The sequence below is a fragment of the Mycobacterium noviomagense genome (assembly GCF_010731635.1).
GTDB lineage: Bacteria > Actinomycetota > Actinomycetes > Mycobacteriales > Mycobacteriaceae > Mycobacterium > Mycobacterium noviomagense.
The window spans coordinates 3,007,088-3,026,457 of record NZ_AP022583.1; the positions used below are offsets into that span (position 1 = coordinate 3,007,088).

20 protein-coding genes are annotated in these 19,370 nt (G+C 66.2%); 13 read left to right on the top strand and 7 right to left on the bottom strand.

What is annotated here, in order from left to right:
• Nucleotides 1-45: 45 nt before the first annotated feature.
• Complete coding sequence (gene secA, locus G6N15_RS14095; protein ID WP_083086354.1) at nt 46-2,877, top strand: preprotein translocase subunit SecA; 2,832 nt, start codon at nt 46-48, stop codon at nt 2,875-2,877.
• Between the two features lie 72 nt (nt 2,878-2,949).
• Nucleotides 2,950-3,669, top strand: coding sequence for a hypothetical protein (locus G6N15_RS14100; protein ID WP_232070235.1), 720 nt, complete (start codon nt 2,950-2,952; stop codon nt 3,667-3,669).
• Between the two features lie 9 nt (nt 3,670-3,678).
• Here G6N15_RS14100 and G6N15_RS14105 read toward each other — a convergent pair whose 3' ends face one another.
• Nucleotides 3,679-4,182 carry an Rv3235 family protein gene (locus tag G6N15_RS14105; protein WP_139797739.1) on the bottom strand — a complete coding sequence of 168 codons (504 nt, stop codon included), beginning with the start codon at nt 4,180-4,182 and terminating at the stop codon, nt 3,679-3,681.
• A 292-nt stretch (nt 4,183-4,474) separates the two neighbouring features.
• On the opposite strand from G6N15_RS14105, the gene G6N15_RS14110 reads away from it, so the two are divergent.
• The 6 genes from G6N15_RS14110 (at nt 4,475) to G6N15_RS14140 (ending at nt 10,768) form a co-directional block, all read left to right on the top strand.
• The gene (locus G6N15_RS14110; protein WP_232070468.1) at nt 4,475-5,821 is read left to right on the top strand and encodes a WS/DGAT/MGAT family O-acyltransferase; all 1,347 of its coding nucleotides are present in this window, start codon (nt 4,475-4,477) and stop codon (nt 5,819-5,821) included.
• Nucleotides 5,822-5,849: 28 nt separating this feature from the next.
• Nucleotides 5,850-6,695: a polyphosphate kinase 2 gene (gene ppk2, locus G6N15_RS14120; RefSeq protein WP_083086347.1), complete on the top strand. Its 846-nt coding sequence runs from the start codon at nt 5,850-5,852 to the stop codon at nt 6,693-6,695.
• Between the two features lie 14 nt (nt 6,696-6,709).
• On the top strand, nt 6,710-7,219 hold the full coding sequence (locus tag G6N15_RS14125; RefSeq protein ID WP_139797747.1) for a DUF6912 family protein: 510 nt from the start codon (nt 6,710-6,712) through the stop codon (nt 7,217-7,219).
• A gap of 89 nt (nt 7,220-7,308) precedes the next feature.
• Complete coding sequence (locus G6N15_RS14130; protein WP_083086342.1) at nt 7,309-8,454, top strand: ferredoxin reductase; 1,146 nt, start codon at nt 7,309-7,311, stop codon at nt 8,452-8,454.
• A 91-nt stretch (nt 8,455-8,545) separates the two neighbouring features.
• Complete coding sequence (locus tag G6N15_RS14135; protein ID WP_083086339.1) at nt 8,546-9,829, top strand: fatty acid desaturase family protein; 1,284 nt, start codon at nt 8,546-8,548, stop codon at nt 9,827-9,829.
• A gap of 54 nt (nt 9,830-9,883) precedes the next feature.
• Entirely contained in the window at nt 9,884-10,768 is an 885-nt protein-coding gene (locus G6N15_RS14140; RefSeq protein WP_083086336.1) for a ribokinase, read from the top strand.
• A gap of 72 nt (nt 10,769-10,840) precedes the next feature.
• Here G6N15_RS14140 and rsgA read toward each other — a convergent pair whose 3' ends face one another.
• Nucleotides 10,841-11,821 (bottom strand): ribosome small subunit-dependent GTPase A, encoded by a 981-nt coding sequence (gene rsgA / locus G6N15_RS14145; RefSeq protein ID WP_083086334.1) that lies wholly within the window; start codon nt 11,819-11,821, stop codon nt 10,841-10,843.
• Entirely contained in the window at nt 11,818-13,116 is a 1,299-nt protein-coding gene (gene aroA, locus G6N15_RS14150; protein ID WP_139797738.1) for a 3-phosphoshikimate 1-carboxyvinyltransferase, read from the bottom strand. The genes rsgA and aroA overlap by 4 nt, the downstream gene beginning before the upstream one ends.
• A gap of 58 nt (nt 13,117-13,174) precedes the next feature.
• On the opposite strand from aroA, the gene G6N15_RS14155 reads away from it, so the two are divergent.
• Entirely contained in the window at nt 13,175-13,933 is a 759-nt protein-coding gene (locus G6N15_RS14155) for an SOS response-associated peptidase (RefSeq protein ID WP_083086448.1), read from the top strand.
• A 76-nt stretch (nt 13,934-14,009) separates the two neighbouring features.
• Here the strand turns inward: G6N15_RS14155 and G6N15_RS14160 are convergent, their stop codons facing one another.
• Entirely contained in the window at nt 14,010-14,858 is an 849-nt protein-coding gene (locus G6N15_RS14160; RefSeq protein ID WP_083086329.1) for an SDR family oxidoreductase, read from the bottom strand.
• Nucleotides 14,859-15,211: 353 nt separating this feature from the next.
• On the opposite strand from G6N15_RS14160, the gene G6N15_RS14165 reads away from it, so the two are divergent.
• Nucleotides 15,212-15,847, top strand: a complete 636-nt coding sequence (locus tag G6N15_RS14165; protein WP_163748330.1) for a sigma-70 family RNA polymerase sigma factor — start codon at nt 15,212-15,214, stop codon at nt 15,845-15,847.
• A gap of 38 nt (nt 15,848-15,885) precedes the next feature.
• The gene (gene rsrA / locus G6N15_RS14170; RefSeq protein WP_083086324.1) at nt 15,886-16,131 is read left to right on the top strand and encodes a mycothiol system anti-sigma-R factor; all 246 of its coding nucleotides are present in this window, start codon (nt 15,886-15,888) and stop codon (nt 16,129-16,131) included.
• Here the strand turns inward: rsrA and G6N15_RS23835 are convergent.
• Nucleotides 16,128-16,208, bottom strand: a complete 81-nt coding sequence (locus G6N15_RS23835; RefSeq protein ID WP_139797746.1) for a 50S ribosomal protein bL37 — start codon at nt 16,206-16,208, stop codon at nt 16,128-16,130. The genes rsrA and G6N15_RS23835 overlap by 4 nt on opposite strands.
• 70 nt (nt 16,209-16,278) lie before the next feature.
• Complete coding sequence (locus G6N15_RS14175; RefSeq protein ID WP_139797737.1) at nt 16,279-16,917, bottom strand: hypothetical protein; 639 nt, start codon at nt 16,915-16,917, stop codon at nt 16,279-16,281.
• Between the two features lie 261 nt (nt 16,918-17,178).
• Here G6N15_RS14175 and G6N15_RS14180 point away from each other — a divergent pair, with 261 nt between their 5' ends.
• Nucleotides 17,179-17,394, top strand: a complete 216-nt coding sequence (locus G6N15_RS14180; RefSeq protein WP_083086445.1) for a biotin/lipoyl-binding carrier protein — start codon at nt 17,179-17,181, stop codon at nt 17,392-17,394.
• A gap of 49 nt (nt 17,395-17,443) precedes the next feature.
• Nucleotides 17,444-18,943: a sensor histidine kinase gene (locus G6N15_RS14185; protein ID WP_083086319.1), complete on the top strand. Its 1,500-nt coding sequence runs from the start codon at nt 17,444-17,446 to the stop codon at nt 18,941-18,943.
• 59 nt (nt 18,944-19,002) lie between these two features.
• Here G6N15_RS14185 and whiB1 read toward each other — a convergent pair whose 3' ends face one another.
• Nucleotides 19,003-19,257, bottom strand: coding sequence for a transcriptional regulator WhiB1 (gene whiB1 / locus G6N15_RS14190; protein ID WP_083086317.1), 255 nt, complete (start codon nt 19,255-19,257; stop codon nt 19,003-19,005).
• Nucleotides 19,258-19,370 lie beyond the last annotated feature (113 nt).

Here is a 19,370-nt window from a genome sequence, read left to right on the forward strand (position 1 = left end):
CATGGAGGACGCCCGAAACTCCGCCTACCCACAGGGGACATAGCTGTGCTGTCGAAGTTGCTGCGCCTTGGTGAAGGTCGCATGGTCAAACGCCTGGCGCGGGTCGCCGACTATGTCGACTCCTTGTCCGACGACGTCGCCAAGCTCACCGACGCCGAGCTGCGGGCCAAGACCGACGAGTTCAAGAAGCGTCACGCCGACGGGGAAAGCCTGGATGACCTGCTGCCCGAGGCGTTCGCGGTGGCCCGTGAGGCAGCCTGGCGAGTGCTCGACCAGCGTCCCTTCCATGTGCAGGTGATGGGCGCGGCGGCGCTGCACTTCGGCAACGTCGCCGAGATGAAGACCGGTGAAGGAAAGACGCTGACCTCGGTGCTGCCGGCCTACCTCAACGCGATCGGCGGCCAGGGTGTCCACATCGTCACGGTCAACGACTACCTGGCCAAACGCGACAGCGAGTGGATGGGCCGTGTGCACCGGTTCCTCGGCCTGGGCGTCGGCGTGATCCTGGCCGGCATGGGCCCCGACGAGCGCCGCGCCGCCTACGCCGCCGACATCACCTACGGCACCAACAACGAGTTCGGCTTCGACTACCTGCGCGACAACATGGCGCATTCGCTGGAGGAATGTGTCCAGCGCGGGCACCACTACGCAATCGTCGACGAGGTCGACTCCATCCTGATCGACGAGGCACGCACCCCGCTGATCATCTCCGGCCCGGCCGAGGGCGGCACCAACTGGTACACCGAGTTCGCCCGCATCGCCCCGCTGATGCAAAAGGACGTCCACTACGAGGTCGACCTGCGCAAGCGCACCATCGGCGTGCACGAGATCGGCGTCGAGTTCGTCGAAGACCAGCTCGGCATCGACAACCTCTACGAAGCCGCGAACTCGCCGCTGGTCAGCTACCTCAACAACGCGCTGAAAGCCAAGGAGCTGTTCCACCGCGACAAGGACTACATCGTCCGCGACGGCGAGGTGCTGATCGTCGACGAGTTCACCGGCCGCGTGCTCTACGGCCGCCGCTACAACGAGGGCATGCACCAGGCCATCGAGGCGAAAGAGCACGTCGAGATCAAGGCCGAGAACCAGACGCTGGCCACCATCACGCTGCAGAACTACTTCCGGCTCTACGACAAGCTCGCCGGCATGACCGGCACCGCGCAAACGGAGGCCGCCGAGCTGCACGAGATCTACAAGCTCGGCGTCGTCAGCATCCCGACCAACAAGCCGATGATCCGCGCCGACCAGTCCGACCTGATCTACAAGACCGAGGAAGCCAAGTTCCTCGCGGTCGTCGACGACATCGCCGAGCGCTACGAGAAGGGCCAGCCGGTGCTGATCGGCACGACCAGCGTCGAAAAGTCGGAGTACCTGTCGCGGCTGCTGACGAAGCGCCGCATCCCGCACAACGTCCTCAACGCCAAATACCACGAACAGGAAGCTGGCATCATCGCCGAGGCCGGCCGGCGCGGTGCCGTCACCGTCGCGACCAACATGGCCGGCCGCGGCACCGACATCGTGCTCGGCGGCAACGTCGACTTCCTCACCGACAAGCGGCTGCGCGAGCGCGGCCTCGACCCGGTGGAGACCCCGGACGAATACGAAGAGGCCTGGCACGAAGAGCTGCCCATTGTCAAAGCCGAGGCCGCCAAAGAGGCCAAGGAAGTGATCGAGGCCGGTGGTCTTTACGTGCTGGGCACCGAACGGCATGAGGCCCGGCGCATCGACAACCAGCTGCGCGGTCGCTCCGGTCGCCAGGGCGACCCCGGCGAGTCGCGGTTCTACCTGTCGCTGGGAGACGAACTGATGCGCCGCTTCAACGGCGCCGCCCTTGAGGCGATGCTCAACCGGCTAAACCTGCCCGACGACGTGCCGATCGAAGCGAAGATGGTGACCCGCGCGATCAAGAGCGCGCAGACCCAAGTCGAGCAGCAGAACTTCGAGGTCCGCAAGAACGTCCTCAAATACGACGAGGTGATGAACCAGCAGCGCAAGGTGATCTACGAGGAACGCCGCCGCATCCTGGAAGGCGAGAACCTCAAAGAGCAGGCGCTCGACATGGTGCGCGACGTCATCACCGCCTACGTCAACGGCGCGACGGCCGAAGGCTACGCCGAGGACTGGGATCTGGACAAGCTGTGGGATGCGCTGAAGACGCTGTATCCGGTCGGCATTGACCACAAGGATCTGTTCAACCCCGACGCGGTCGGCGAGCCCGGAGAGCTCACCCGCGAGGAACTGCTGGACGCGCTGCTCAAAGACGCCGAAAGAGCTTACGCCGCAAGGGAAGCGGAGATCGAAGCGTTGGCCGGCGACGGGGCGATGCGCCAGCTGGAGCGCAGCGTGCTGCTCAACGTCATCGACCGCAAGTGGCGCGAACACCTCTACGAGATGGACTACCTCAAAGAGGGCATCGGCCTGCGCGCGATGGCCCAACGCGATCCGCTGGTCGAATACCAGCGCGAGGGCTACGACATGTTCGTAGCCATGCTCGAGGGGTTGAAAGAGGAGTCGGTCGGCTTCTTGTTCAACGTCGCGGTCGAGCCGGTGCCCGCACCGGAGGCCGCACCAGTGGCAGATGCGGAAGACCTTGCCGAGTTCGCCACCGCCGCGGCAGCCACCGCGCAACAGCGCGTCGGCGTCGGAGCCCGCGAAGCAGCCCCGAACACCGTGCGCGCCAAGGGTATTGACACCGAATCGCCCGCCTTGACGTATTCCGGTCCGGCCGAGGACGGGTCGGCTCAAGTGCAGCGCAATGGCGGCGCGCAGAAGGCGCCGGCCGGGGTGCCTGGCGGCGGTAGTCGACGCGAGCGACGGGAAGCCGCACGCCGGCAAGGCCGCGGACCGAAGCCGCCGAAATCAGCGAAGAAGCGGTAACCGCCCTTTACGTCGAGGATTTGAGGCAAACGCCTCATGTGCCCGCGCCGCGCGCGCTGCAGCATCGTGGGCATGACTACGACCGTCAACATGACCGAGCCCGCGGAGTTCGCCCGCCACGCCGAGGACTATCCGATACTGCCCGCGGCGACCTGCGAGCGGGTTTCCGGTTACGGAGTGATGGGCTTGGCCTTTCGTTCGGGGCACGTGCTCGGTTTGCGCCGATGGACCGCGTCGTCCGTGGGCCCGGGCTTCACGTCCATCTGGCATCGTGATCCGGCCGGCAGGTGGACGTTCTACGAGTCGGCGCCCTGCGACGTCGCGTGTAGCCGCTACTTCGGTGCCGACGTGCAGCGCAACCGACTGGCATCGATCGGGCTGGATTGGGAAACGCCGCGGCGGTTGCGGATTCGTACCGTCGACGGCCCCGCGGTCGACTGGACGATCCAGCTCGGCTCCACGCCGGTGACTCGCGCAATGAATCTGATTGGGTCCGCGACGCCCGACCGGTTGTGGCGTTCGCGTTCGTTCCTCTCACTCATGGGCCATGTCGCGGGGCCAGTTCTCGGCGTCGGCAAGCTCAGGCTGAGCGGCCAGACGTCCAACGGCCAGCACTTCGATGCCAATCCGCTGCGGATCTGGTGTGTCACCGAAAGCACCGCAGTCGTTGAAGGCGAGGACCTCGGCCCGGTCGGGCCACTCGCCGAGCAAGCGCACATGGCCGACTTCTATTTCCCCCAGCGGGGGGTCTTCGCGATGGGCCGCGTGTTCGTGGAGCCGACGGGAGGTTGAGCGCGCCGGTCAACCGATGTGCAAGGCCACCACTTGCCAGCCGTTTCCCTCGGCCACTCGTTCGACGCGGCAGGCGATGGCATGTACCCGCCGGCCCCGACTGTAGGTGCCGAACACCTCGACCGCGTTCGCCGCGTCGTCCGGTCCGACGGCTTGTAGCCGGACCCGGCGCAGCACCGCTGCCCCGTGGCCCCGGGGCGAACCGGGGCTGAGCGCGAGCACCGACTCGACAAGTCCCGGTGTCAGCAGCGGTCGCAATTGGGCGACCGGCCGGCGCCGGTCGATGACTTCCAGTACACGGCGTAGCGCTGCATCGGCGAAATCCGCCGCCGCCCGCAGCGTCGGCGACATCGCCGCTGCCGGGTGGTGGCCGGCTGAGCGGCCTGATGCCCGCAGGCCGGGACGCCGCAGCGCCGCCGAGGAAACCGGCCTGCAGTGCTGCACGTCGCGCGGCGGCGGCTCGTAGTCGACGACGGGCACGACGGCAGCGCAGCGGTCGAGATCAATGGTCAAGAGTGCAGCCTCCAGCGGTCGGTCGAACAGGAGCAGGCCTGCTGGAGAGTGGCAGACGTTTGTGTTGCGGCGACCCGCTGCGCCTGGCTGCGCAACGCTTGCGATCGCCGCGTGTGATGATCATCGCACAATCGGCGTTTCCGCGTACCCGCCCTGCACAGCCCCTGAGCTGCCGGTTACGGTGAGCGACGACCGGTAGGTGAAGTGCACGAAACATCAAGGGGGACGGGCTGTGCCGCGGTTGTCCACGTCGGACGCGTCCTTCTATCGGCTGGAGAACACCGCCACGCCGATGTATGTCGGCTCGCTGTCGATCCTGCGGCGCCCGCGCACCGGGCTGAGCTACGAAACGCTGCTGGAAACCGTCGAGCAGCGGCTGGCGCAAATCCCGCGCTACCGGCAGAAAGTCCGCGAAGTCACGATGAACTTGGCCAGGCCGGTGTGGATCGACGACCGTGACTTCGACATCACCTACCACATCCGGCGCTCCGCGCTCCCCTCTCCGGGCAGCGACGAGCAGCTGCACGAGCTGATCGCCCGGCTGGCTGCCCGGCCGTTGGACAAGTCCCGCCCGCTGTGGGAGATGTACCTGGTCGAAGGGCTGGCCAAGAACCGCATCGCGCTCTACACGAAGTCGCACCAAGCACTGATCAACGGCATGAATGCCCTGGAGATCGGCCACGTCATCGCCGACCGGACGCGACGGCCGCCGACGTTCCCCGAGGACTTCTGGGTACCTGGCCGCGACCCTGGCACCACCCGTCTGCTCTTGGGCGCCATCGGCGACTGGGTGTCGCGGCCCGGGGCTCAGCTGCAGGCCGTCCGCTCCGGCCTTATCGAGGCGGTAACCAATTCGGGGCTGTTGATCGACGTGGGCCGGCGGCTGGTCAACGTCGTGCGCACGGTCGCGCGCGGCACGGCGCCCAGCAGCCCGCTCAATGCCCCGGTGTCGCGCAACCGGCGGTTCACGGTCGCTCGCGGGCGGCTCGAGGACTACCGCGCGATACGGGCACGCTATGACTGCGACGTCAACGACGTGGTGCTGGCGGTCATCGCCGGCGCACTGCGGAACTGGCTGCTGTCGCGTGGTGAGGTGGTGGCCCCGCCCGCAGCTATCCGCGCGATGGCGCCGATGTCGGTCTACCCCGACGACGAGTTCGACGTCTCCAGCCCCGGCCAGGCGATCAGCCAGGTGACGCCGTTCCTGATCGACTTGCCGGTGGGGGAGGGCAACGCCGTGGTACGGCTGTCCCAGATCGCCCATGCCACCGAGTCGCACCCCACCGCGGCCAGCCTGGTCGACGCCCACAGCATTGTCACCCTGTCGGGTTTCGCGCCACCGACCTTGCACGCCATGGGGATTCGGGTGGCCACCAGCATGTCGGCGCGGTTGTTCAACCTGCTGATCACCAACGCGCCCGGCGCGCAGTCGCAGATGTATATCGCCGGGGCCAAACTGCTGGAGACCTACGCAGTTCCGCCGCTACTGAACAACCAGGTGCTGGCCATCGGTGTGACGTCCTACAACGGCATGCTGTATTTCGGGATCAACGCCGACCGCGAGGCGATGAGCGACGTCGACGTGCTGCCGTCGCTGTTAGCTGAGTCGCTCGAAGAATTGCTGGAAGCCGCAAAGTAGTCGACGCACGCACCTACCATTTGCTGGTGTGAGCAAGAATTCCGCCAAGGCGAAGGCGAAGCCCAAGGCGGCGAAAATTCCCGACGACCTCTACGAGGCCGAATTGTTCCGGTTGCAAACGGAATTCGTGGAATTGCAGGAGTGGGTACGCGATTCCGGCGCCCGTATCGCAGTGATCTTCGAAGGCCGCGACGGAGCCGGCAAGGGCGGCACGATCAAGCGGATCACCGAATACCTCAATCCCCGGGTTGCGCGCATCGCCGCATTGCCCGCTCCTAGCGATCGCGAACGCGGCCAGTGGTATTACCAGCGCTACATCGCGCAGCTGCCCGCCAAAGGTGAGATCGTGCTTTTCGACCGGTCCTGGTACAACCGCGCCGGCGTTGAGAAAGTCATGGGTTTCTGTACGCCGCAAGAGCATGCCCTGTTTTTGCGCCAGACACCGATTTTCGAGCAGATGCTGATCGAAGACGGGATCTTGCTGCGCAAGTACTGGTTTTCGGTGTCCGAAGACGAGCAGTTGCGCCGGTTCAAGGCGCGGCTGAACGACCCGGTGCGGCAATGGAAGCTCAGCCCGATGGACCTGGAATCGCTGTACCGATGGGAAGACTATTCGCGCGCCAAAGACGAAATGATGGTGCACACCGACACTCCGCTCAGCCCTTGGTATGTCGTGGAATCCGATATCAAGAGGCACGCGCGGCTCAACATGATGGCGCATCTGCTGTCCACGATCGACTACCAGGAAGTCGAAAAGCCGAAAGTGAAGCTGCCCGCCCGCCCGGTGCTCAGTGGCAACTATCAGCGTCCGCCGCGCGAATTGTCGAGGTATGTCGACGATCACGTCGCAACGTTGCTGGCCGAGCGCGGGTAGGCCGTTACAGTCAGCTGATGCGGGTCTACGTCCCGGCGACGCTGGCGATGCTGCAGCGGTTGGTCGCCGACGGTTCACTGCGGCCCGTCAACGGTACCGCATTCGCGGTCACACCGGCGCTGCGCGAGTCCTATGCCGAGGGTGACGACGACGAACTCGGCGAGGTCGCGCTGCGCGAGGCCGCACTGGCTTCGCTGCGGCTGCTGGCCACCGGCTCCGAGGACTCCGACGACGAGTTGCCACCTCGGCGCGCGGTACTGGTCGCCGATGTCGACGATGCGACGCTTCGCCCGGATCTCGACCACGCGGTGGTACGGCTGGGTGGACCGGTTGCCATCGATGACGTCGTCGCCGTTTTTGTCGACAATGCGGCGGCGGAAGCCGCTGTGAGAGCGGCGATCGCGGTCATCGACGCCGCCGACTTGGGCGACGAGGATGCCGAACTGCTGGTCGGCGACGCCCAGGACCACGATCTGGCCTGGTACGCCGCTCAGGAGCTGCCGTTCCTGCTGGAGCTGCTGTAGCCAAGCTGGATACGGAGCCGTAGGTTACGGTACCGTAGGTTAATCGGGTGGGCGGAAGCCGCATGCCGCACAGTCAGCAGGAGCTTCCTATGGAACCAACGAAGAAGAAGATCGCGAAAATCACCGCCGACGTCGTCGACACTGAACAGCCGAGCGTCGTCGGCGCGGACAAACATCCGGGCTGGAACATGCTGCGCCGGATCGCCACCAGGATCACCACGCCACTGTTGCCCGACGACTATCTGCACCTGGCCAACCCGCTGTGGTCGGCCCGCGAACTGCGGGGTCGGGTCGTCGAGGTCCGCCGCGAGACGCGCGACTCGGCCACCCTGGTCATCAAACCCGGCTGGGGCTTCAGCTTCGACTACCAGCCCGGTCAGTACATCGGCATCGGGTTGCTGGTGGACGGGCGTTGGCGGTGGCGGTCGTATTCGCTGACGTCAAGCCCGGTGACGGCGTCGCGCACGGTGACGATCACCGTCAAGGCCATGCCGGAAGGCTTTCTGTCCACCCACCTCGTTGAGGGTGTCGCGGCCGGGACGATCGTCCGGCTTGCCGAGCCGCAGGGGAATTTTGTACTGCCCAACCCGGCGCCGCCGGCCATCCTGTTTCTGACCGCGGGAAGCGGCATCACGCCGGTCATGTCGATGCTGCGGACGCTGGTGCGCCGTGACCAGATCACCGACATCGTGCACCTGCATTCGGCGCCGACCGAATCCGACGTGATGTTTGCCGCCGAACTCGCCGAGCTGCAACGCGAACACGAGGGCTACCAGCTGCGGCTGCGCACGACTCGCACCCAAGGCCGGCTCGACCTCGCGCATCTCGATGAAGAAGTGGCCGACTGGCGGAACCGGCAGACCTGGGCGTGCGGCCCTGAAGGCATGCTGAACCAGGCGGAGAAGGTCTGGTCGTCGGCGGGTATGGCCGAGCGGCTGCACTTGGAGCGGTTCGCGGTGTCCCGGGCAGCGCCCGCCGGCGCGGGCGGGACAGTCACCTTCGCCCGTAGTGGTCGCACCGTTGTGGCGGATGCGGCGACGTCGTTGATGGACGCCGGCGAGCGGGCGGGTGTGCAGATGCCGTTCGGCTGCCGGATGGGCATCTGCCGATCGTGCGTGATCCCGCTGGCCGACGGCCACGTCCGCGACCTGAGGACCGGGGTGGAACACGAACCCGGCACGCGGGTTCAGACCTGTGTTTCGGCCGCGTCCGGTGACTGCGTCCTCGATATTTAAGCGATTCTTAGCCGCTACCCGGTGGTAACTTACGGTTTCGTAGGTTACGATAGCGTAGGTCAGCGAGTCCACGACTGCAGGAAGGCAATGTATGGCCGTCACTGACATCGAGGTATTCGCCCATCTCACGGATGCCGACATCGAGAACTTGGCCGTCGAACTGGACGCAATCCGCCAGGACATCGAAGATTCCCGCGGCGAGCGGGACGCCCGCTACATCCGCCGCACCATCGCAGCGCAGCGCGCACTCGAAGTGGCCGGTCGCCTGTTGCTGGCCGCCAGCTCACGACGCACGGCATGGTGGGCAGGCGCAGTAACGCTGGGTGTGGCCAAGATCGTCGAGAACATGGAGATCGGCCACAACGTCATGCACGGCCAGTGGGATTGGATGAACGACCCCGAGATCCACTCGACAACCTGGGAGTGGGACAACCTCGGGGCCTCCAAGCACTGGCGGTACAACCACAACTTCGTGCACCACAAGTACGCCAACATCCTCGGCATGGACGACGACGTCGGCTACGGTCTGCTGCGCGTCACCCGCGACCAGCGCTGGAAGCGCCACAACCTGTTCAACCTGGTATTCAACACGATGCTCGCGGTCGCGTTCGAATGGGGCGTCGGCTTGCAGCACGTGGAGCTCGGCAAGATCTTCAAAGGCCGGGCGGCCCCGGAGGAGACCCGGGCTCGGATCCATGAGTTCGGGCGCAAGGCCGGTCGGCAGCTCGTCAAGGACTATGTCGCATTCCCGGCGCTGACCTCCCTGTCGCCGGAAGCGACGTACATGTCCACGCTGAAGGCCAACCTGGCGGCCAACGTGATCCGTAACCTGTGGTCCAATGCGGTGATCTTCTGCGGGCATTTCCCCGACGGAGCCGAGAAGTTCACCAAGACCGACATGGCCGGCGAGTCCAAAGGGCAGTGGTACCTGCGGCAGATGCTGGGCAGTGCCAACTTCAACGCCGGGCCGGTGATGCGGTTCATGAGCGGCAACCTGTGCCACCAGATCGAACACCACCTGTATCCCGACCTGCCGAGCAACCGGCTCGCCGAGATATCCGTGCGGGTGCGTGAGGTCTGCGACAAGTACGACCTGCCGTACACGACCGGCCCGTTCCTGCTGCAGTACGCGAAGACGTGGCGGACCATCGCCAAGCTGTCGCTGCCGAACAAATATCTGCGCGACACCGCCGACAACGCTCCGGAGACTCGCAGCGAGCGGATGTTCGCCGAGCTCGAGGGCTTCGGCGGCACCGATCCGGCCACCGGTCGCCGTCGCGGGCTGAAGACCGCGATCGCCACCGTCCGGGGCTGGCGACGGAGCAAGCGTGCCAAGGCACTCGCCGCCCAACTCGGCGACGACCTGGCCGCCTGAGTGCTCGTCTGAGTGCCGCGCGTCAACTGAGCCGACGACGGGCACTCAGACACCATGAGTGTCGTCGTGGTCGGCCAGATCGGCCGTGATCTGGTGTTGCGTTGCGCCGAATTGCCCGAGAGCGGCGGATCCGCGCCAGTCGTGGAGCGGCGCGAAATGTTGGGCGGCAAGGGCGCCAATCAGGCGGTTGGCCTCGCCCAACTCGGTGTGCCGGTCGCTCTGATCGGTGTGGTCGGCGACGACCCGCCGGGAGCCGCGGTGCTGCGACAAGCTTCTGACGACGGCATCGACATCCGCGGAGTCGCCCAGCGGGGCGACACCGCACTGCTGGTCGACCTGGTCGACGCACCAGGCAACCGGCGGCTGTTGGAAGACATCCCGGACAGCTCGTTGGTCACCGTCGACGACCTCGACCGGTCAGCCGCTGTCTTCGAGGGGGCCGACATCGTGTCGCTGCAACTGCAGCAGCCGCCTGAAACCGTGCTGGCGGCTGCCCGCCGCGCCCACGAGCGTGGAGCACGAGTGGTGGCCGACGGGGCTCCTGAGGAGAGCATCCGCGATGAGCTGATGGAATGGGTGCAGGTCATCCGCGCCGACGCCAAGGAGGCCGAGTTGATGGCCGGTGAGGCCGTCGACTCGGAAGATGCCGCAACGGATTGGGCCCGCCGATTGCTCGACGCCGGACCGGAGTTGGTCGCTGTGGCCATCCCCGACGCTGGTGATCTGATCGTCTGGCGTGACGGCAGCCGGCTCTTCCCGCTGTCTAAAGTTGAGGTGGTCGATCCCACCGGCGCCGGCGACGCGTTTGTCGCCGGCCTGATCGCCGCCCTGCGCAAAGATGCGCCGCCACCTGCGGCCGGCGAGTTGGCCGTCGCCGCAGCCAGTTCCACCGTGCAGCGGCTCGGCGGGCGCCCCGACCTGACCGCGCTGGCGAGCTAAAGCCCTTTCGCGCGAGCGTGCGCAGTTGTACGCCATGAGCGGCGCGTCGCTGTACAAACACGCACTCTCGGCCTATGTCTCGCGTAACGCAGCCAACAGCCGCCGGGCCGCGGCGACACGCCGCGCAGCGGGTCCACTGAGAGCGTCCAGCGCGCACTCCGGGTCGGCGGGTGGTCCCATGTGACCGCATCCGCGGGGGCAGTCCTGAATCGTCTCTGCCAGATCGGTAAAGGCCATCAGCACGTCGTCGGGTGCGATGTGGGCCAACCCGAACGAGCGGATACCCGGCGTGTCGATCACCCAGCCGCCGCCCGGTAGCGGCAACGCCACCGACTGCGTCGAGGTGTGCCGCCCCTTACCGATGTTTGTCACCTCAGCGACAGCCCGGTTCGCCTCTGGCACAAGGCGATTGACCAGAGTCGACTTGCCGACCCCGGAGTGGCCGAGCAGCACGGTGAGCCTTCCGGCAAGCAGCTCCACCGCTGCATCCAGCGGATCGTCGCGACCGGCCGCGACCACGGCCAGCTCGAGGTCGGCAAATTCCTCGGCGAACGGCCCAGCCGGCGCGAGATCGGTTTTGGTCAGGCACAGGACCGGTTGCAGCCCACCGGCGTACGCAGCTATCAGCGCCCGGTCCACCAGGCCGGTGCGTGGCGGCGGGTCGGCCAGCGCCACCACGATCATCAGTTGGTCGGCGTTGGCGACCACCACCCGTTCGGTGGGATCGGTGTCATCGGCGGTGCGTCGCAACACTGTTCGCCGGGGTCCGCGGCGCACGATGCGCGCCAGGGTGTCCGGCCGCCCGGACAGATCGCCCACGACGTCGACGTCGTCGCCGACGACGATCGGGGTGCGGCCCAACTCGCGTGCCCGCATGGCGGTGACGCGAAGGTCCGGATCGCCGTCGAGCGCACACCGCCAGCGCCCGCGGTCGACGCTGACCACCATGGCCAGCTGCGCGTCGGAGTGTTCGGGGCGGACCTTCGTGCGCGGGCGCGAGCCTCGTCCGGGGCGGACCTTGACGTCGGACTCGTCGAAGTCGCCTGGCCTCAAGCCGAAGACCCCTGAATGGGCAGCATGTCGGCCCACAGTTGCGGAAAGCCGGGCAGTGTCTTGGCGGTGGTGCCGATGTCTTCCACCTCCACCCCGGCTACCCGAAGGCCGACGATGGCGCCCGCTGTCGCCATCCGGTGGTCGGCGTAGGAATGCCAAACGCCCGCGCGCAGTGGGGTCGCGGTGATCACCAGACCGTCGGGTGTCTGCTCGCAATTTCCGCCGAGCCGGTTGATCTCGGTGCTCAGTGCCGCGAGCCGGTCGGTTTCGTGGCCACGTAGATGCGCGATGCCGGTGAGTCTGGACACCGATCCTGGGGCGGCCAGCGCCGCGAGCACGGCCACCGTCGGCGTCAGCTCGCCGACCTCGCGCAAGTCGACGTCGAAGCCGCCGTACTCCCGCGGCCCGCGCACCTCCAGATACGAAGCCGCTTGTAGTACAACGGCATTAAGCCGCTTCAAGATATCCAGGATGATGTCGGCCGGCTGGATGCTGATAGACGGCCAGTCGGTGATTCGCACGGCGCCGCCGCTGACCACGGCCGCCGCCAGGAACGGAACCGCGTTGGACAGGTCCGGCTCGATGTCCCAATGCCGAGCTGCCACCGCGGTGGGCCGCACCTGCCAACGATTCGGCGTCGAATCGTCGACGTCGACCCCGGCTTGGCGCAGCATCGCCACCGTCATGGCGATGTGCGGCGCCGACGGCAGGGTCGGTCCGGTGTGCTCGACGATGAGCCTCTCGCTGAACGCAGCGGCGCACAGCAGCAGGCCCGACACGAACTGCGACGACGCGGACGCATCGATGCGGACCGTGCCGCCGGTGACCTGGCCCGCGCCCCGCACCCGAAACGGCAGGCCGTCGCCGTCGACGTCGACACCCAACCCGCGCAGCGCAGTCAGCAACGGCGCGATCGGCCGGGCGCGGGCCTGTTCGTCGCCGTCGAACTCCACCGTCGCGTCGGTCAGCGCCGCCAGTGGCGGCACGAACCGCAGCACCGTCCCGGCCAGCCCGCAGTCGATCCGGGCGTTGGGACCCGGGGCGAGCCCGCCGCTGACGGTCAGGTCCGTGCCGGATCCGTCGACGTGCACGCCCAAAGTAGTGAGCGCCCCGATCATCAAATCGGTGTCACGGCTGCGCAGCGCGCCCCCGATCGACGAGGCGCCCTGGCCGCTCGCGGCCGCCAGCGCCGACAGCACCAAAGCCCGGTTGGTCTGCGACTTCGAGCCGGGCACGGTCACGGTCGCAGACACCGGTGAGGGCGTGCAGGGCGCCGTCCAAAGCTGGCTGGTCACAGCTCCATCATGGCTTGTCGGCGGCTGTCCTGCGGATAGGCCCGGCACTATGGAAGGTATGTGCGGACGATTCGCGATGACGACCGATCCGGCGAAGCTGGCCGAGAAGATCAAGGCGATCGACGAGGCCACCGGCTCTGACGCTGCACAGACCGCGCCGAACTACAACGTGGCGCCGACGACGACGATCGCGACCGTGGTTCGTCGCCACGACGAGCCCGAGGACGAACCGACGCGGCGAGTGCGGCTGATGCGCTGGGGGCTGATTCCGCCGTGGGTCAAGCCGGGGCCCGACGGCGCGCCAGATTCCAAGGGGCCGCAGCTGATCAACGCCCGCGCCGACAAAGTCACCAGCTCGCCGGCGTTTCGCGCCAGCGCGAAATCCAAGCGGTGCCTGGTGCCGATGGACGGATTTTTCGAATGGCACGCCAATCGCGAGCCGGGCAAAAAAGCCCGCAAAACGCCGTATTTCATCTACCGCGAAGACGGCGAACCGCTGTTCATGGCGGGCCTGTGGTCAGTGTGGAAGCCTGCCGAAGACGCGCCGCCATTGCTGACCTGCTCGATCATCACTACCGACGCGGTCGGCGAGCTGGCCCGCATCCATGACCGGATGCCGCTGGTCGTGGCCGAAAGCGACTGGGACCGGTGGCTGGACCCCGACGCCCCGCCGGATCGCAAGCTGCTGGAAACCCCGCCCGACGTGCGGGGCATCCGCATGCGCCAGATATCGACCCTGGTCAACAACGTGCGCAACAACGGACCCGAGCTGATCGAGCCGGCCGAGCCGCAACCCGAACAGCCGACCCTGCTTTAGTCTCGACGAGCAGACGCAAAAGCCCTCATCTGGCCGGCGTGTCGGGTGCTTTCGCGTCTGCTCGCGGCGAAGCTGGTTACGGCGCGCGGTATCCGGGCGGGTTGGCGGTTTCCACCCAGAGGTCGACCTGCAGGTTGCCCCCGGGCGTGCAGTCGTAGACCGACAGGTCAGTCACCCCTGACTCGACCAGCACGTCCTCGCAGAACAGGGTGTTGCCCGTGAACTCGGTGGCGGGTTTGTTGAGGATGACGTACGCCGCGTCGGCATACACGTCCGGCTTGCGCGCCCGCGCCATCGCCTCATCGCCGCCGAACAGGTTCTGCACTGCGGCAGTGGCCACCAGCGTGCGCGGCCAGAGCGTGTTCGAAGCGATCCCGTCCTCGCGCAGTTCCTCGGCCATGCCCAGCGCGCACAGCGTCATCCCGAACTTGGCCATCATGTACGGCGTCGGCTTGAGCCACTTGGGATCGAGCAGTACCGGCGGCGACAGCGTCAGGATGTGCGGGTTCTCCCGGCCGGTCAGGTGCGGGATACATGCCTGCGACACCGCGTAGGTGCCGCGCACCTGGATGCCGTTCATCAGGTCGAAGCGCTTCAGCGGCACCTCTTTGATGGATCCAAGGTTGATTGCGGACGCGTTGTTGACGCAGATGTCGATGCCGCCGAACTGCTCCACGGTCTGGGCTACCGCTGCGGCCACCGCATCCCCGTCGCGGATGTCGCCGACGATCGGCAGCGCCTTGCCGCCAGCCTCCTCAATCTCCTTGGCGGCGGTGTAAATAGTGCCTGGCAGCTTCGGGTGCGGCTCGGCGGTCTTGGCGATCAGCGCGATGTTGGCGCCGTCGCGTGCGACGCGCTTGGCGATCGCCAGGCCGATTCCGCGGCTGGCACCTGAGATGAACATGGTCTTACCGGAGAGGGACATGGCGTCACACTAACCCCGCTTTGACGGCCAGTGGTCCGCGGTCTGGCTTTGGGCGATTCAGGCCAAATACGACACCGGAAATAGCGGAATGCTTAATGCTGTTGATTGATGCGGTTCATCGGTGGCGCAGCTCGCGGCCAGGCCGGAGCCGCCGAAGAACAGTCTGTCTGTCACAACCTCTAGATTGGGAGGAGGGGCGTCGGGTGTCAGCGGCGATGAGCCTGCTGGAAGAAGAGCAGCCGGCTCGCTGCCTCGAGCGTCGGGTGTCGCTGTCGGGGCTCTTCGGTGACACCGTGGCAGAAGGGACTGTGCGAACCAAGATGGCCGACAGCGACGACGCAACCGAACGGGAGATGCCGGAGATCGACGAGCCGTCGGGGCCCGTCCGATCCGAGGAGACCGACGAACAGCTGACGGCGCGTTTCGAGCGCGACGCGATTCCTTTGTTGGACCAGCTCTACGGTGGTGCGTTACGTCTGACCCGCAATCCGGCCGACGCCGAGGATCTGCTTCAGGAGACGATGGTCAAGGCGTACGCGGGGTTCCGGTCATTCCGCGAGGGCACCAATCTCAAGGCCTGGCTGTACCGCATCCTGACCAACACCTACATCAACAACTACCGCAAGAAGCAGCGCCAGCCCGCGCAGTATCCGACCGAGGAAATCACCGACTGGCAGCTGGCCGCCAACGCCGAGCACTCGTCGGTCGGCCTGCGCTCAGCAGAGGTGGAAGCCCTAGAGGCGCTACCCGACACCGAGATCAAGGAAGCACTGCAGGCATTGCCTGAAGAGTTCCGGATGGCGGTGTACTACGCCGACGTCGAAGGATTCCCGTATAAGGAGATCGCCGAAATCATGGACACGCCGATCGGGACGGTGATGTCGCGGCTGCACCGCGGCAGGCGCCAACTACGGGGACTGTTGGCCAATGTGGCCAAAGAGCGTGGCTTCATACGCGGTGATCAGGCAGCTGAGGAGGTGTCGTCGTGAGCGGCTCCTCCTGCTCGGGTGGCGGCAGCGATCGGGACATGTACGCCGACTGCAGGCAAGTGATCGCTGAGATCTGGACGCTGCTTGACGGCGAATGCACCCCCGAAGCTCGGGACAAGCTGCGGGAACACCTCGAGGCGTGCCCCGAATGCCTGCGGCATTACGGGCTCGAGGAGCGGATCAAAGCGCTGATAGCCCGCAAGTGCAAAGGCGAGAAGGCCCCCGAGCACCTGCTCGAGCGGCTGCGGCTGGAAATTAGCCGGACCACCATCTTCCGCGGCTAGCCGCCCGCGTTGGGCCGCTTGCCGTGGTTGGCCTTCCTGTGCTTGCGGTCGCGCTTTTTGCGGCCACGCTTGGCCATGCCGGAACCTCCTTGCAGCTTTGACGTGCGGCCCAGTCTTTCATTGCGGTCGTCGCCGGCTGCAACCGGCCTAGACGACAGGCGTGGTCTGGACCGGCGAGAGCGAGGTGCTCTGGCCCGGCACTGCCGGCGTCTGAGCCGGCGAGAGCGGGCTGGTTTGGCCCGGTAGGGCAGTACCTTGCCCCGGCGAGAGCGGGCTGGTTTGGCCTGGCAGGGCAGTACCTTGCCCCGGCGAGAGCGGGCTAGTTTGCCCCGGCAAAGCGGGCGACTGCCCTGGCACTAACGGGCTCGTCTGGCCCGGCAGCGCAGGGGTTTGGCCCGGCAGCAGCGAACTGGGGTAGCCGCCGCCTGGCGACAGAGAACTGGGGTAGCCGCCGCTTGGCGATAACGAGCTCGGGTAGCTGCCGTCGCCGGGCGACAACGAGCTGCCGGGAGTGGTTGAGGGAATGAGCGAACCACTACCTGGCAGCACCGAATTCAGCAGCGAATTCAGCACGCCGAAGATCGTGTTGGCGGCGTTGACAGCGGAAGTCGGGTCCGCAACGGGAGCCGGAGCGGGATCGTCGACCAGCACAGGCGCGGGGGCGGCGGAGGCCACTCCGTTGCCGAACGTCAGCGCGCCGACCGTCGCCAGCGCGAGTCCTACACCGGCGGTGACGCGGGTCAGCGGGGTGCGGGACCGCGGGTTCGTACGCGTGTTCAGGGACATCCGGATACTCCTCACTCTTGAGCCGCAGAAGGTGGTTTCGACACAGAAATCACTTTGGTAACGATTCAGCTCAATAGTCACAGCAGGAACACGACACGATCACGGATCGAACTCTATAGATTTGCTTAGTAACCTTCGGATTCGCTTACTCTCGCGGCTCCGGCGGCGCTGGGCTCACTCCAACGCACCGATGGCGATCGATTGTGGTTCGATGGAGCGGCGAGATTGCGCAACCATCGGCTAGCGATGAACGGGGTGATGATGGCCGAGGACGTCCGGGCGGAGATCGTGGCCAGCGTGCTGGAAGTCATGGTCAACGAGGGCGATCAAATCGGCGAGGGGGACGCCCTGGTATTGCTCGAGTCGATGAAAATGGAGATCCCGGTCCTAGCCGAAGTCGCCGGCACGGTCAGCAAAGTCAGCGTGTCGGTGGGCGATGTCATCCAGGCCGGGGACCTCATCGCGGTGATCAGTTAGGCGCCGACGCATTCCTAGCTGCTGTACCGGACCTGTTCGCGAGTAAGAGATGTCGACTCTGGGTGACCTGCTTGCCGAACACACTGTGCTGCCGGGTAGCGCCGTCGACCACCTGCACGCAGTGGTGGGCGAGTGGCAGCTGCTGGCCGACCTGTCGTTCGCCGATTATTTGATGTGGGTGCGCCGTGATGACGGCGCGCTGGTGTGCGTCGCGCAATGCCGGCCGAACACCGCTCCCACCGTGCTGCTGTCTGACGCCGTCGGCACGGTGGTCGCGCCCGAGCAGCTGCCGCTGGTCGCCGCGGCATTCACGTCCGGAACTATCGGCCGCGAAAACGCTGCGGGACAACACTTTTCGTGGCAGCAGACCGGCCTGAACGTCGAAGCGGTGCCGGTGCGCTACGGCGAACAAGTGGTCGCGGTGCTCACACACCAAACAGCTCTGGCGGCCAACCGCAAGTCCAGCCCGCTGGAGACTGCATATTTGGACTGCGCCGCTGATCTTGTCCATATGCTCTCCGAGGGCACGTTTCCCAATGTCGGCGACGTGGCGATGGCGCGCTCCAGTCCCCGAGCCGGTGACGGCTTTATCCGCCTCGACAACGAGGGCGTCGTCTCCTACGCCAGCCCCAACGCATTGTCGGCCTACCACCGGATGGGGCTGACGTCAGAGTTGAAGGGCCACAACCTCATTGAGGTCACCCGCCCGTTGATCTCCGATCCGTTCGAAGCGCAGGAACTGGCCGATCATGTGCGCGACTCGCTGGCCGGGGGCGCCAGCATGCGCATCGAGGTGGACGCCGGCGGAGCCACCGTACTGCTGCGGACGCTGCCGCTGGTGGTGCATGGGTCGGCCGCTGGTGCCGCGGTGCTGATACGCGACGTCACCGAGGTCAAGCGCCGAGACCGCGCACTGATGTCCAAGGACGCCACGATTCGAGAGATTCACCACCGGGTTAAGAACAACCTGCAAACCGTCGCCGCGCTGCTACGGCTGCAGGCACGCCGAACGACCAACCCAGAGGGGCGCGAAGCTCTGCTGGAATCGGTACGCCGGGTGTCGTCGATCGCGTTGGTGCACGACGCGCTGTCGATGTCGGTGGACGAGGAAGTCAACCTCGATGAGGTGATCGACCGCATCCTGCCCATCATGAACGACGTGGCCAGCGTGGACACGCCGATCCGGGTCAACCGGGTCGGCGCGCTGGGAGTGCTGGATTCCGACCGGGCGACCGCGCTGATCATGGTGATCACCGAGCTGGTGCAGAACTCGATCGAGCACGCTTTCGAGCCGGACGCCGGGCAGGGGTGCGTGACTATTCATGCTGAGCGCTCCGCACGCTGGCTCGACGTGGTGGTCCACGACAATGGCCGTGGCCTGCCGAACGGGTTCAGCCTGGAGGCCTCAGACCGGCTGGGCCTGCAGATCGTGCGGACACTCGTATCGGCCGAGCTGGACGGGTCACTGCATATGCAGGCCGCGGCAACCGGCGGCACCGACGTGGTGCTGCGTGTCCCGATCGGTCGGCGCGCGCGGTTAGCGCAATAACCCGGCACGCAATATTGCGGCCCCGACATTTGTCGAGGCCGCAATGCCGAGAAATTCGGTCAGACTCCGGTTCGTGCTTTCGTCCGGGCGTTACGACGCTTCAGCGCGCGCCGCTCGTCTTCGCTCATTCCGCCCCACACGCCGGAATCCTGGCCCGTCTCCAGAGCCCAGGAGAGACACTCCGTGGTCACCGGGCAGCGGTTACAGACCAGTTTCGCGTCAGCGATCTGCGCAAGCGCCGGCCCGCTGTTCCCCACCGGGAAGAACAGCTCCGGATCCTCGTCGCGACAGACCGCCTTGTGGCGCCAATCCATACGTTGTTACTCCTCACTATGTGCGCAGCAGAGCGCACAGATGTTCTTCGGCTGTTAACGCGGGCACAACAAAAGTTTCCGTACCGTTGCACGCGATCGTTCGATCGTTTCAT